11 protein-coding genes are annotated in these 13,294 nt (G+C 56.1%); 9 read left to right on the forward strand and 2 right to left on the reverse strand.

What is annotated here, in order from left to right; all coding sequences use genetic code 11:
- Positions 1–146: 146 nt before the first annotated feature.
- The 8 genes from BLW59_RS06675 to BLW59_RS06710 all read left to right on the forward strand — a co-directional run bounded on the left by BLW59_RS06675 (position 147) and on the right by BLW59_RS06710 (position 10,822).
- Positions 147–1,307, forward strand: coding sequence for an efflux RND transporter periplasmic adaptor subunit (locus BLW59_RS06675; RefSeq protein ID WP_139283580.1), 1,161 nt, complete (start codon positions 147–149; stop codon positions 1,305–1,307).
- A 12-nt stretch (positions 1,308–1,319) separates the two neighbouring features.
- Positions 1,320–4,520, forward strand: a complete 3,201-nt coding sequence (locus BLW59_RS06680) for an efflux RND transporter permease subunit (RefSeq protein ID WP_074697154.1) — start codon at positions 1,320–1,322, stop codon at positions 4,518–4,520.
- 133 nt (positions 4,521–4,653) lie between these two features.
- Positions 4,654–5,649, forward strand: a complete 996-nt coding sequence (locus BLW59_RS06685) for a biotin--[acetyl-CoA-carboxylase] ligase (RefSeq protein WP_074697155.1) — start codon at positions 4,654–4,656, stop codon at positions 5,647–5,649.
- Positions 5,650–5,678: 29 nt separating this feature from the next.
- Entirely contained in the window at positions 5,679–6,473 is a 795-nt protein-coding gene (locus BLW59_RS06690) for a type III pantothenate kinase (RefSeq protein WP_029540584.1), read from the forward strand.
- The gene (dusB, locus tag BLW59_RS06695; RefSeq protein WP_074697156.1) at positions 6,470–7,435 is read left to right on the forward strand and encodes a tRNA dihydrouridine synthase DusB; all 966 of its coding nucleotides are present in this window, start codon (positions 6,470–6,472) and stop codon (positions 7,433–7,435) included. The genes BLW59_RS06690 and dusB overlap by 4 nt, the downstream gene beginning before the upstream one ends.
- Positions 7,436–7,589: 154 nt before the next feature.
- Positions 7,590–8,981 (forward strand): aminopeptidase, encoded by a 1,392-nt coding sequence (locus tag BLW59_RS06700; protein WP_074697157.1) that lies wholly within the window; start codon positions 7,590–7,592, stop codon positions 8,979–8,981.
- Between the two features lie 32 nt (positions 8,982–9,013).
- On the forward strand, positions 9,014–10,432 hold the full coding sequence (locus BLW59_RS06705) for an alanine/glycine:cation symporter family protein (RefSeq protein ID WP_074697158.1): 1,419 nt from the start codon (positions 9,014–9,016) through the stop codon (positions 10,430–10,432).
- A gap of 33 nt (positions 10,433–10,465) precedes the next feature.
- Positions 10,466–10,822 carry a hypothetical protein gene (locus tag BLW59_RS06710; RefSeq protein ID WP_074697159.1) on the forward strand — a complete coding sequence of 119 codons (357 nt, stop codon included), beginning with the start codon at positions 10,466–10,468 and terminating at the stop codon, positions 10,820–10,822.
- 59 nt (positions 10,823–10,881) lie between these two features.
- Here BLW59_RS06710 and BLW59_RS06715 read toward each other — a convergent pair whose 3' ends face one another.
- Positions 10,882–12,069: an aminotransferase class I/II-fold pyridoxal phosphate-dependent enzyme gene (locus tag BLW59_RS06715; RefSeq protein WP_074697160.1), complete on the reverse strand. Its 1,188-nt coding sequence runs from the start codon at positions 12,067–12,069 to the stop codon at positions 10,882–10,884.
- Positions 12,066–12,545, reverse strand: coding sequence for an Lrp/AsnC family transcriptional regulator (locus BLW59_RS06720; protein WP_029540578.1), 480 nt, complete (start codon positions 12,543–12,545; stop codon positions 12,066–12,068). Before BLW59_RS06720 ends, BLW59_RS06715 begins: the two co-directional genes overlap by 4 nt.
- Positions 12,546–12,780: 235 nt before the next feature.
- On the opposite strand from BLW59_RS06720, the gene BLW59_RS06725 reads away from it, so the two are divergent.
- Positions 12,781–13,251: a YhcH/YjgK/YiaL family protein gene (locus BLW59_RS06725; RefSeq protein WP_029540577.1), complete on the forward strand. Its 471-nt coding sequence runs from the start codon at positions 12,781–12,783 to the stop codon at positions 13,249–13,251.
- Positions 13,252–13,294: the final 43 nt, after the last annotated feature.

Here is a 13,294-nt window from a genome sequence, read left to right on the forward strand (position 1 = left end):
TTCTTTACCGATATAATACTATATAATCCATTGATAGTAAACACTTATTTACTAATCTCCAGAAACGTTGTAGTTGTTGAGTTATAGTATGAAGGAGGTTTTTTGCTTTGTTTTTGACGAAAAACAAGAAGGCTTTGGCCCTGGTGATGGCCCTTTGCCTCTCCGTGGTGCTCTCTGGCTGCGGCAAGGAGCAGCAGCAGGCCCAGAAGGGCGGTGCCCAGGTGAAGGCCATGAACGTCATCCAGCAGGATACGCCCCTCACCAGTGAGTATGCAGGCTCCCTGGTAGGCAAGGATGAGGTGAAGGTCCAGGCCAAGGTCTCTGGCAAGATCATCGAAAAATATGTCCAGGGCGGCCAGTATGTGGTGGAGGGACAGCCCCTGTACCGCATTGACTCCCGCCAGTATGAGTCGGCGGTGCTGAACGCCCATGCCAATCTGGCTCAGGCCGAGGCCAATCTGAGCAATGCCCAGACAGACCTCTACCGCTATGAGGAACTCCTGAAGTCTGATGCCATAGCGGAGCAGACTGTGGCCAACCAGCAGTCTCAGGTGAATGCCTATGAAGCTGCTGCTGCTGCCAATGCGGCCCTGCTGAAGAAGGCTCAGGAAGATCTTGACGATACGGTGGTTTATGCTCCCATGACGGGCCAGCTCTCCGTGGATGACGTGGCAGTAGGCACTTATGCCACTGCCGGCAACACCACTCTGGTGACCATCGGTTCCTCTGACCCCATCTATGCCCAGTTCTCCATTTCCGAGACTGAGTTCCTGAAATTCATGAACATCAAGGCCATGCAGCAGGGTGATCCCAACAGCAATGTGAATGTGAGCCTTACCCTGTCTGATGGTACGGAATATCCACTCACTGGCGTCATTTCTGAGTCTGACCGCGCTTTATCCGATAATACGGGTACCCTGACCCTGAAGGCTCTATTTGACAATCCCAACGGCATCCTGCTCCCCGGCATGTACGCACGGGTGAAGCTCACGGGTGAGGTTGTGCCGGGAGCCATCCTGGTGCCACAGCGTGCCGTGCAGCAGCTCTTGGGCAAGTCCTTTGTCATGGTAGTGAACGGGGATGCCAAGTCCGAGGCCCGCACCGTGAAACTTGGGGAAAAGGTGGGCAGCTACTACATCATCAAGGAAGGCATCGATGCCAGCGATATTGTGGTGGTGGAAGGCCTTACCAACCTGCAGGAGGGCAGGGACCTTACGGTGACTATGGTGACGCCTGAGGAAATGGGCTTCTCCCTGAATACCGATACTTCCCTTTTCGATCCCGACGCTTCTACTGTCAAGAAATAAGGGGGCGGCGTTTTGTCAAAGTTTTTTATCCACCGCCCAATCTTTGCGATAGTCATTTCCATCATTATCGTAATCGTGGGCCTTATATCGGCTGTGCAGCTGCCTATAGCGCAGTACCCGCAGATTGCCCCGCCGACTATTTCTGTCGGTACGTCCTATACTGGCGCTAACGCCAGCGTAGTAAATGACACGGTGGCCCAGATCATTGAGCAGCAGGTCAACGGCACCCAGGGCATGGACTACATGAGCTCCACCTCCAACGATACTGGCCGGTACAGCCTCAGCGTGGTGTTTGATACGGGCTCTGACGGCGATATGGATTCCGTCAAGGTGCAGAACAACGTGGCCATCGCCAATGCCAGCCTGCCCTCGTCGGTGCAGTCCGTGGGCGTAACCACCCGCAAGTCTTCTAACGATATGGCTTACATGGTGTCCCTGACTTCTCCTGATGGTACGTATGACCGTGCTTTCATGAAGAATTATGCGGATATCTATCTTTTGGATCAGATCAAGCGTGTAGCTGGTGTAGGTGATGTGCAGGTCTTCGGCGCCGACTATGCCATGCGTGTCTGGCTGAATCCTGACCGCCTGGCAGAGTATAATCTGACGGTGAAGGACGTAACCGATGCCATCAATGAGCAGAATGTGCAGGCTCCGGCAGGTACCGTAGGCGGCATGCCTGTGGACAATGGCCAGGAAAAGCAGTACACGGGCAAAATCCAGGGCCGTCTCTCCACCCCTGAGGAATTCGGTAACATCGTGCTGAAGACCCATGGCACAGATGGTTCCTTCGTGCGCCTGAAGGACGTGGCCCGGGTGGAGGAAGGCCAGAAGGACAATGGCTTTGTGACCAAGAGCAACGGCGCTCCCGCCGTGGGCTTCGGCATCCAGCTTACCAATGACGCCAATGCCATGCAGACGGTGGCAGGGGTCAAGGAAATCATTGAAAAAGCAAAGTCTGATCTGCCTCCCAACTTGGAAGTCAGCGAGATCATGGACAGCACCAACTATATCAACGCTTCTATCAAAGAGGTGCTGGAGACCTTCTTCGAGGCTCTGCTCCTGGTGGTGTTCGTTATCTTCCTCTTCCTGCAGAGTTGGCGCGCTACTATAATTCCTTTGCTGGCAGTGCCGGTATCTCTGATTGGTACCCTGGCAGCCTTCATTCTCCTGGATTTCTCCATCAATACCCTGACCCTCTTTGCCCTGGTGCTGGCCATCGGCCTGGTGGTGGATGACGCCATCGTGGTTATCGAGAACGTGGAGAAGCACATGGAAGAGGGACTTGAGCCTGTGGACGCCACCGAGCGCGCCATGGATGAAGTGCAGGGCCCGGTAGTGGCCATTGCCTTCGTGCTGGCGGCGGTGTTCGTGCCCGTGGCTTTCCTGGGGGGCATGACCGGCGTGCTCTATCGCCAGTTTGCTCTCACCATCGCGGTTTCCATGGCCCTGTCTGCCTTCGTGGCACTGACCCTGACTCCGGCTCTTTGTGCCATGATTCTCAAGCGCCATGAGGAGAGCGAAGGGCAGGACGGCGCTTTGGACCGTTTCTTCACCGCTTTCAACAACTGGTTTGAGAGAACCAAGAAAGGCTATGTGGGGATAGTGGCCCGGGGCATTGCCAATGCCAAGCTGGCTGTGATCTTCCTGCTCATCGTGTCGGGCTTGATGGCCCTGCTCTATATGAAGCTGCCCTCTACCTTCGTGCCTTCGGAGGATCAGGGCTACGCTTTCGCCATGGTCAACCTGCCTGAGGGAACTTCCCTGAACCAGACCCAGAAGACCATGGACAAGCTGCAGGCTGCGGCTCTCCAGAGCATCAAGGGCATAGACCAATCCATGGCGGTCACGGGCTTTGATATGCTGGCCTTCACCAGCAAGCCAAGCGCAGGCCTCCTGATCATCGGCATGAAGGACTGGAGCCAGCGCCCCGGCGGGGATCAGTCCGTGGATGCTGCCGTGGGCACTCTCTTCGGCCTGGGAGCGCAGCTGGCTCCCGAGGCTACGGTCATTGCTGCCAATCCTCCTGCCCTGCCCGGTCTGGGCAATGTGGGCGGCTGGAATCTGCAGCTCATGGATATGTCTGGCCATACGGATGAGGAACTCTATGAGATTACGAATCGCATCGTGGCCAAGGCTAATCAGAACCCTGCCCTGCAGGGTGTGCGCACCACCTATTCCATCACTTCTCCTACCATCGAGTATGATGTGGATCGCGAGAAGATCAAGAAGATGGATGTGAAGCTGTCTGATGTGTTCACAGCCATGCAGGTGAACTTCGGCGGCGCCCAGGTGAACGACTTCAACCGTTTTGGCCGCAGCTACAAGGTGGTGCTCCAGTCTGATACCGCCTTCCGCAGCGAGACGGATGCCATGAAATTCATGTTTGTGCGGAGTTCCTCCGGCACCATGATTCCTCTTAGCACCCTGCTGACTCCCAGGAACAGCACGGGCCCCACGGTTATTTCCCGATTCAACGGCACCAAGGCCGTCAGCATCCAGGGCAATGCCGGCGACGGCTACAGCTCCGGACAGGCCATGGATACCATCGAGCAGATTGTCCGGGAGGAAGCCGGTACTGGCTTTGAGATTGAGTGGTCCGGCCAGAGCCGCGAGGAAAAGAAAGCTGCAAGCTCCACCTTCCAGGTGCTGGCCCTGGCGCTGGTCTTCGTGTTCCTGTGCCTGGCAGCCCTCTATGAGAGCTGGAGCGTGCCCTTTGCCGTGCTCTTTACGGTGCCTACAGGCATCTTCGGCGCCCTGTTCTCCGAGTGGGCTTTGTCCAATCTGGGCATGATGCTCACGGGGCACATGAACTCAGGCTTGCAGAACTCCGTCTACATGCAGATCGGCATCATCATGATCATCGGCCTGGCGGCCAAGAACGCCATCCTGATCGTGGAGTTCGCCAAGGTGCGTGTGGACAGGGGCATGGAGCCTGTGAAGGCCGCCCTGGAGGCAGCAGGCTTGCGTCTCCGTCCTATCCTCATGACCTCCTTTGCCTTCATCATCGGCTGCCTGCCTCTGGCTATAGCCAGCGGTGCCGGCGCAGCCGCCCGCAACGGCATGGGCGTGGCGGTAGTGGGTGGCATGCTCTTTGCCACCTTCATGGGTGTCTTCCTGATTCCTGTTTTCTTCGTCATCACGGAGTGGATAGCCAAGAAGCTTGGCTATATGAAGCAGGAGAAGAAGAAGTCTTCCATCGATTACATGTAAGGATTTTTAGATCCAACCGCTGGCGGTACAGGAAACTGTCCCGCCAGCTTTTATTTTGCGTGGCTTTTATGGTATACTGTTACAGTGTAATTTTGTATGAACAGTTCCTTAAGTCCCGGCAGGGGGGAAATATATGCGTGGCAAGATACTTGACCTATTGCGGCAATCCGGAGACCGCTACGTTTCCGGGGAAGAGATGGCAGAAAAACTGGGGGTCACCAGGACGGCTGTGTGGAAACACATCCAGGAGCTCCGCAGCTCTGGCTATGAGATTGTCAGCCATTCCCGCAATGGCTATTCTTTGAGGGAAAGTCCGGACAGCCTGCTGGCCAGTGAGATAAGCCACGGTCTGAATACGGAATTGGTGGGCCGCCTGATCAAGAATTTCCAGCAGGTGGATTCTACTAATAATGTGGCCAAGCAGATGCTCATAAAGAATGGCCCTGGCGGCTGGAAGAAGCTTGATGGCCTGGTGGTGGTGGCAGAGAGCCAGACCGGTGGGCGGGGGCGCCTGGAGCGGAGCTTCTTTTCTCCGGCGGGGACAGGCATTTGGTTTTCGCTGGTATTGTGTCCGCCCTTTGCCCCTCAGGAGGCGCCCAAATGCACTTTGCTGGCGGCGGTGGCTGTGACTGAGGCCATGCGGGAGTTCGGCCTGACGCCGGGCATCAAATGGCCCAATGATATTGTCTACGAGGGCAAGAAACTGGTGGGCATCCTTACGGAGGCCGGCTGCGACATAGACCGCATCAAGCACATCGTCCTGGGCATCGGCATCAATGCCAATATCAAGGAGGAGGACTTCCCGGAGGAATTGCGGGGCAAGGCCACTTCCATGGAAATCATGAAAGGAGAGCCGGTGCCCAGAGTGAAGTTCCTGCAGGCGGTGCTGCGTTCTCTTGAGAAGTGGTACAAGACGGCTTTGGAGAAGGGCTTCACCCCCGTTCTTGAGGCCTGGCGAAAGTATTCGGTGACCTTGGGACAGGAAGTCAGGGTCATCGGCATCCACGGCGGTGATGAGTTCACGGGCAGGGCTGTGGATATTGATTCCTACGGCGCCCTGCTGGTGGAAAAAGACGGCGAGATCCGCACGGTGATGGCAGGGGATGTATCCATCAGGCCGAAGAAATGAGTTCTAGTTCCCAATGGGAGGAAAATACTTTGCTGTTAGTTTTTGATATAGGCAATACCAATACGGTCATGGGCACCTACGAGGGCAAGAAGCTGGTGAAGCACTGGCGTATCTCTACGGACAGGCAGAAGACTGGTGACGAGTACGGCATGCTTTTAAATGACCTCTTCCGCTTTCAGGGCATCAGCATGACGGATATTGAGGCCATCATCATTTCTTCTGTGGTGCCGCCTTTGGTGGTGCCCATGATGAAGATGTGCGAGCGCTATTTCCACATCAAGCCCTTGGTGGTGGGGCCCGGCATCAAGACGGGCATCAAGCTCCACTATGAGAATCCCAGGGCTATCGGTGCAGACCGCATCGTCAATGTGGTGGGTGCCTATGAGCAGTACGGCGGTCCCCTGATTGTCATCGATATCGGCACGGCCACCACCTTTGATGTGGTGGCGGAGAACGGGGATTTCCTGGGAGGCGTCATCGCTCCCGGCATCGGCACCAGTGCCGATGCCCTGTTCCAGCAGGCGGCCCAGCTGCCACGCATCGAGCTGGTGCCTCCCAAACAGGTCATCTGCCGCAACACCATTCAGGGCATGCAGGCGGGCATCATCTTCGGCTATGTGGGCCAGATCGATGAAATCGTGCGCCGCATCAAGGAAGAAATGGGCTGTGAGATGAAGGTCATCGCCACAGGCGGCCTGGCCAAGATGATTGCCAAGGAATCGGCTACCATCGACAAGATAGACCACTTCCTGACCCTCACGGGCCTTCGTGCCCTTTATGAGCGCAATCAGGTTAAGAGCGGCGAAAGGAAAGTGCAGGAATGAAGGGCATAGATATCGGCGCTTTCCACTTCGACTATCCGGTGTTCCTGGCTCCCATGGCGGGGGTGACGGATACGGCCTACCGCATCATCGCCCACGATATGGGCTGCCCTCTCTGCTATGCGGAGATGGTCAGCAGCCAGGGCATCCACTTTCGCAATGAGAAGACATTGAAGATGCTGAACTCCGAGCCGGGAGAGCGCCCCCTGGCCATGCAGATTTTCGCTGCTACCCCGGAGATGGCGGCAGAGGCGGCGGCCTTTGTGGAGGCTCAGGGCACCTGTGATATCCTGGACTTCAATATGGGTTGTCCTGCCCCGAAAGTGGTGAAGAATGGCGAAGGCTCTGCCCTGATGAAGGACCCGGAGCGGGCCTACGCCATCATGAAGGCTGTGCGGGCGGCTGTGAAGATGCCCTTCACGGTGAAAATGCGCCTTGGCTGGGACGAGGAAAATGTCAATGTGCTGGAAATCGCCAAGATGGCGGAAGAGGCAGGCGTTGACGCCATCGCTGTCCACGGCCGCACCCGTGCTCAGTTCTACGCCGGTCAGGCAGACTGGGAGAAGATTGCTGAGGTGAAGCAGGCTGTTTCCATTCCCGTCATTGCCAATGGAGATGTGAGGACCTGTGCCGATTTGAAGAAGATAATGGAAGTCACCGGGGCAGACGGAGTCATGATTGGACGCGGCGCCCAGGGCAATCCCTGGATTTTCAAGCGCCTGACCCATTATCTGGCCACCGGGGAGGAGCTGCCGCCCCCCACCATGCAGGAACGGGCCCAAGTGATCATGCGCCACCTTGACCTGTTGCTGAAGTACAAGGGCGATTACATCGGTCCCCGGGAAATGCGCAAGCACGCCACCTGGTATACCAGAGGCCTGCAGCATGGGGCGCTGTTCCGTGACAGGTTCAACAAGGCAACTACCCGTGGGGACTTTGAGAAAATCTTAGAAGACCACCTCTGAAGCCTTCCCCTTGAGGGGAAGGGGGACCGCGAAGCGGTGGATGAGGTGTCTCGCTATGTTGATTGACTGCAGCAGGCCACCTCATCCGTCAGCCTGTCGGCTGACACCTTCCCCTCAAGGGGAAGGCTATTTGATACAGAAAGGAACGTTTTTCATGGCTGAAGATAAAGCAAAAGACTCCATCTGGAGCCAGTATACGGACAGCGACAGGGAAGCTCTGGAGAAGCTCTCTGCAGGCTACATAGATTTCCTTTCCCGCTGCAAGACTGAGCGGGAGAGCGCCGCTGAGGCGGTGGAACTGGCAGAGAAGGCCGGTTACCGCGACCTCTATGCCATGCTGGAAGCAGGGGAGCAGGTGCGCCCCGGTGACAAGGTCTACGCGGTGAACATGAAGAAGTCCGTGGTGCTCTTCAATATCGGCGAGGAGCCGCTGGAGAAGGGCATGAACATTCTGGGGGCACATATCGACACCTGCCGCCTGGATGTGAAACAGAACCCCCTTTATGAGGAGGGGGGACTTGCTTACCTTGATACACATTACTACGGCGGCATCAAGAAGTATCAGTGGGTGGCCCTGCCCCTGGCCCTGCACGGCGTGGTGGTGAAGCCCTCCGGCGAAGTGGTGGAGATCTGCATCGGCGAGGATGAAAAAGACCCGGTGTTCTGCGTCACTGACCTGCTGGTCCATCTTTCCCAGGAACAGCTGAAGAAGGCCGGTGCCAAGGTGGTGGAAGGCGAGAGCCTTGATATCCTGGTGGGCAACTATCCCCTGAAGGAAGGGGAGAAGGAATCAGTCAAGGCAGGCGTGCTGAAGCTTATCAAAGATAAGTATGGCATTGAGGAAGAGGATTTCCAGTCCGCTGAGCTTGCCCTGGTGCCTGCTGGCAAGGCCAGGGAGCTTGGCTTTGACCGCAGCATGGTGCTGGCCTATGGGCAGGATGACAGGGTTTGCTCCTATACGTCCCTCATGGCTATGCTGGAGACGGGGCGCATGCGCCGCACTGCCTGCTGCCTGCTGGTGGACAAGGAGGAAATCGGCAGCGTGGGCGCTACGGGCATGCAGTCACGTTTCTTCGAGAACGTGGTGGCAGAGCTGCTGAACGCCATGGGACAGGGCAGCGACCTCTCTGTGCGCCGCACCCTGGCCAACTCCAAGATGCTTTCCTCTGATGTGTCCAGCGCCTATGATGCCCTCTACGCTTCTTCCTTTGACAAGAAGAACGTGGCTTATCTGGGCAAGGGCATGGTGTTCAACAAGTTTACCGGGGCCAGGGGCAAGTCCGGCTCCAACGATGCCAATGCGGAGTATTTGGGAGAGATCCGCGGCATCATGAAGAAGCATAATGTCCACTTCCAGCTGGCAGAGCTGGGCAAGGTTGACCTGGGTGGGGGCGGCACCATCGCCTACATCATGAGTCTTTACGGCATGCAGGTCATCGACAGCGGCGTAGGAGTGCTCTCCATGCACGCTCCCTGGGAAGCTACCAGCAAGGTGGATATATATGAAGTTTGGAAGGGGTATCAGGCCTTCCTTGTGGAAGCCTGAGCAGAAGAGAATGAAAGGTGAGGGGATAGCTTATGGATGTATCAAGACTTTTGGCAGACATCAATGATTTTGTCTGGGGGCCGGTCATGCTGGCCTTCCTGGTGGGCACCGGCATCTTCCTGACGATAAGGCTGCGCTTCCTGCCCTGGATAAATCTTGTCTATGCCATCAAGATGATTTTCCGCCAGAAAAAGAGCCATGAGGGGGATATTTCTCCCTTCCAGTCGCTGATGACGGCCCTGTCCGCCACGGTGGGCACAGGCAATATCGTAGGCGTGGCCACGGCTATGGTGCTGGGCGGCCCGGGAGCTCTTGTCTGGATGTGGATCAGCGCCGCCTTCGGCCTTTCCACCAAATACGCTGAGTCCGTGCTGGCGGTGAAGTACCGTGAGACTAACAGCGTGGGTGAGATGTCCGGCGGTCCCATGTACGCCATGAAGCATGGCTTCTCCAATAAGTTCATCGGGCGTACTCTGGCGGCTCTCTTTGCCTCCTTCGTGGTGCTGGCCTCCTTCGGCATCGGCAACATGACCCAGGCAAATTCGATTTCTGCAGCACTTTTTACCAGTTATGATATACCTACCTGGATTACCGGTACTGTCATCATGGTGGCAGCCACTTGCACGCTGGTGAACGGCATCCGCAGCATCGGCAAGGTGTCCAGCATCGTGGTGCCTGCCATGGCGGCTTTCTACTTTGTTACAGCTCTTATTGTCATTATCGTTAATTTCGAGGCAGTGCCAGCAGGCGTGGCGGAGATGTTCCGCATGGCCTTCTCCTTTGACTCCGTGGCAGGCGGCGTGGGCGGCTCCATCGTGGCCTCCATGCTCACCTCTATGCGCTGGGGCGTGGCCCGGGGCGTATTCTCCAACGAAGCAGGCTTGGGTTCTGCCCCCATTGCGGCAGCTGCTGCCCGTACTGACCACGCTTCCCGTCAGGGCTATGTGAACATGACTGGTACCTTCTTCGATACCATGATTGTCTGCATGCTGACGGGGCTGGTGATTGCCTCCTCTGGTCTTTTGGGCACTATTGACCCTGCTACCGGGGCTCCCGTGTCCGGGGCACAGCTCACTATCCTGGCCTTCTCTACGGTTTTTGGTGAGTATGGCAAGCTGGTTATTTCCATCTCTTTGTCCCTCTTCGCCTTCTCTACCATTCTGGGCTGGGAGTATTACGGCGAAAAGGCCCTGGAGTACATTATCAAGAACCGCAAGGTCATCATGAGCTACCGGGTGATTTTCGGCATGATCACCTTCGTGGGTGCCACCACTTCCCTGGAAGTGGTCTGGAACTTTTCCGATACCATGAACGGCCTCATGGCCATCCCGAACCTTATCTGCCTGCTCTGGCTTTCCAATGATGTAGCCAGCGAGTGCTTCGAGTTCCAGAAGCAGGTGGTGGAAAAGGAGAAGAACGGGGAACGCATCGATTGCCAGGCTGATATTTAATTTTCGTTTGCTTATAGAGGGGGAGGCGTGAACATGGAAGAGGAAAAGGAATCTGTGCGGGTGCTCACCCGTGATGAGAAGAACTCCTATGAGGGTGTGACCATAGATGCCGATGGCAATGAAGCTGACAGCCGTCATGACTATCAGCAGGACAGGGAGCAGCCCCAATACTACCGCGTCTATTCCAGCCACGCTCCCTTCTCCCAGGGCCTGGGCTGGAGCCGCATCATTCTGGGAAATGACTGGCGCACCAGGATTGTGCGCATAGCTGCCCTGATTGGCGTGGCGACTGTGGTGGTGCTCTTTGTAAGTTTTGTCCTGCCGGTACTGCTGGGGGCAGTGGGGCTGGCCATAGCTTACTATTTCATCAAAAGGCTTCTTATCCGCTGATTTGGCAAAAGAAAGACAGGTATTGAGGATGATGCATTCTCAATACCTGTCTTTTTAATTTACTTCCTATGGTTTTTCAGGAAGTTCTCAATGCGGTTGAGAGCTTCTGAAATCTTGTCTATGGAAGTGGCGTAGGAGCAACGGACGTGGCCTTCGCCGCAGGCACCGAAGGCGCTGCCGGGGACCAGGGCTACGTGCTCAGCCTGCAACAGGGCTTCGGCGAACTCGTCAGAGGTGTAGCCGGTGCTCTTGATGCTGGGGAAGATGTAGAAGGCGCCTTTGGGCTCGAAGCATTCCAGGCCCATCTTGATGAAGCCGTCGTAGATGAGGCGGCGGCGGCGGTCATATTCCGCTACCATCTTCTTCATGTATTTCTCCCCGTGCCGCAGGGCCTCCACAGCTGCCACCTGTGCAGTGATGGGGGCGCAGAGCATGGTGTACTGGTGAATCTTGGTCATGGCGGCGATGATGGCCTTGTTGCCCATGGCGTAGCCGATGCGCCAGCCGGTCATGGCGTAGGCCTTGGAGAAGCCGTTCAGCAGGATGGTGCGTTCCTGCATGCCCGGCAGGGAGGAGAAGCAGATGTGATCTTCCTCGCCGTAGGTGAGATCGCCGTAAATCTCATCGGAAATGACGATGAGGTCGTGTTTTTCGGCAAAGTCAGCCACAGCCAGCAGGTCCTTCCTGGTCATGATGGCGCCCGTGGGGTTGTTGGGATAGCCAATCAGCAGCACCTTGGTCTTTGGGGTGACGTGCTCCTCAAGTTCTGCCGCCGTGATGCGGAAGTCGTTCTCAGCTTTGGCGGGCACAGCCACAGGCACGCCGCCGGCCAGGATGGTGCAGGCCTGATATGACACGTAGCAGGGCTCGGGAATCAGCACTTCGTCCCCGGGGGCCAGGATGGCCCGCATGGCGATGTCAAGGGCCTCGCTGACACCTACGGTCACGAGAATATCCGTATCCCAGTCGTAGCTTGTGTCATAGCGGCGCTGGTAGAGGGCGGCTATTTCCTGCCTCAGTTCCGGCATGCCCCGGTTGGCAGTGTAGGAGGTGTAGCCCTGCTCCAGGCCATAGACGCAGGATTCGCGGATAGACCAGGGGGTGACGAAATCCGGCTCGCCCACGCCCAGGGAGATGACGTCCTCCATCTGGGCGGCGATGTCGAAGAACTTGCGGATGCCCGAGGGGGCAATGGCGTTCACTCCCGGGGAGAGACGCTCCTGCCAGTCGCTTCTTTTCTCAATCATGGGGACACCACCAATCTGCGGTCACGTTCCTCATCGTTGATGATGACGCCGTCCTTCTTGTAAGGCTTCAGCATGAAATGACTGCGGGTGGCGGTGACGCCTTCGATGGTGGCCAGGCGGGTGGCTACGAAGTTGGCCACGTCCTTCAGGGACTTGCCCTCGATGATGACCAGCAGGTCAAAGCTGCCACTCATAAGATAAACGGTGCGCACTTCGTCGAAGCGGTAGATGCGCTCGGCAATGGCATCAAAGCCCACTTCCCTCTGGGGGGTAAGGTTGATCTCGATGACGGCGGTCACTGTATCGTCGCCGAATTTCTCCCAGTTGATGAGGGTGTTATAGGAAAGGATGATCTTGTTCTTTTCCAGGTCCTTGATATTCTTTTCTACTTCGTATTCGCTGCGCTGCAGCATGGAAGCCAGTTCGCTGACGGGGCGGCGGGCATCGTGCTCCAGAAGCTCTAGCAGTTCTCGCATAAGGGATCCTCCTTATATGTAAAGTGTACAATTGCTAGTGCTTATCTTAGCATAAAGCCCGTGAAGCTGGCAAGATATTTAAGTAGGGAGCAGCTGGAAAACAAGTCGGATGTCCTTTTGCGAAAATATTAAGAGGTCTCCTTGCCAACTCACCATCTTTCGGCTAAAATAGGCATAGAGAAAGTTATCTCTTAATTTCGTGGGGGAGATTCCCGCTATTTGGAGGCAGTCGGATATGGTTATTGGCAGCATTGACACTTTTGACAAGGGACATGTAGTCTATCCCGAGGCTATTACCAAGGCCTTGGAGTATCTGCGCAACCATGATTTCACCAAGATGGAGGATGGCAAGTACCTCATCCAGGGGGAAGATTGTTTTGTGAACCTGCAGAGGTACGTGACCAAACTGCCGGAGGATTGCCATCCTGAGACCCATAAGAAATACGTTGATATCCAGTACCTGGCTGCAGGGGAGGAGTATGTGGGCTGGTGCCCCTTCAGTCCCGACCTGGAGGTTCTGGAGCCTTATGACGAGGAAAAAGACATTGCCTTCTATAAATGCCTGATACCGGAGAGCGACATCCTGCTGAAGCCGGGCTGTTTTGCTGTGCTCTATCCTGACGATGTCCATGCGCCCCAGTGTGCAGTGGACAAGCCCATGGAGGTTGTCAAGGCAGTGGTGAAGGTATCTGTAGATCTTTTGTGATGGAATATGGGCATGGCGGAGCTTATCTGCCATGCCTATTTCT

Source organism: Selenomonas sp. KH1T6, assembly GCF_900108415.1.
Classification (GTDB): domain Bacteria; phylum Bacillota; class Negativicutes; order Selenomonadales; family Selenomonadaceae; genus Selenomonas_B; species Selenomonas_B ruminantium_A.

Coding starts and splice junctions, on each gene's coding strand:
- BLW59_RS06715 (WP_074697160.1), bottom strand. CDS start 12,069: ATGATTGAGAAAAGAAGCGACTGGCAGGAGCGTCTCTCCCCGGGAGTG.
- BLW59_RS06675 (WP_139283580.1), top strand. CDS start 147: ATGGCCCTTTGCCTCTCCGTGGTGCTCTCTGGCTGCGGCAAGGAGCAG.
- BLW59_RS06700 (WP_074697157.1), top strand. CDS start 7,590: ATGGCTGAAGATAAAGCAAAAGACTCCATCTGGAGCCAGTATACGGAC.
- BLW59_RS06705 (WP_074697158.1), top strand. CDS start 9,014: ATGGATGTATCAAGACTTTTGGCAGACATCAATGATTTTGTCTGGGGG.
- BLW59_RS06710 (WP_074697159.1), top strand. CDS start 10,466: ATGGAAGAGGAAAAGGAATCTGTGCGGGTGCTCACCCGTGATGAGAAG.
- dusB (WP_074697156.1), top strand. CDS start 6,470: ATGAAGGGCATAGATATCGGCGCTTTCCACTTCGACTATCCGGTGTTC.
- BLW59_RS06725 (WP_029540577.1), top strand. CDS start 12,781: ATGGTTATTGGCAGCATTGACACTTTTGACAAGGGACATGTAGTCTAT.
- BLW59_RS06685 (WP_074697155.1), top strand. CDS start 4,654: ATGCGTGGCAAGATACTTGACCTATTGCGGCAATCCGGAGACCGCTAC.
- BLW59_RS06720 (WP_029540578.1), bottom strand. CDS start 12,545: ATGCGAGAACTGCTAGAGCTTCTGGAGCACGATGCCCGCCGCCCCGTC.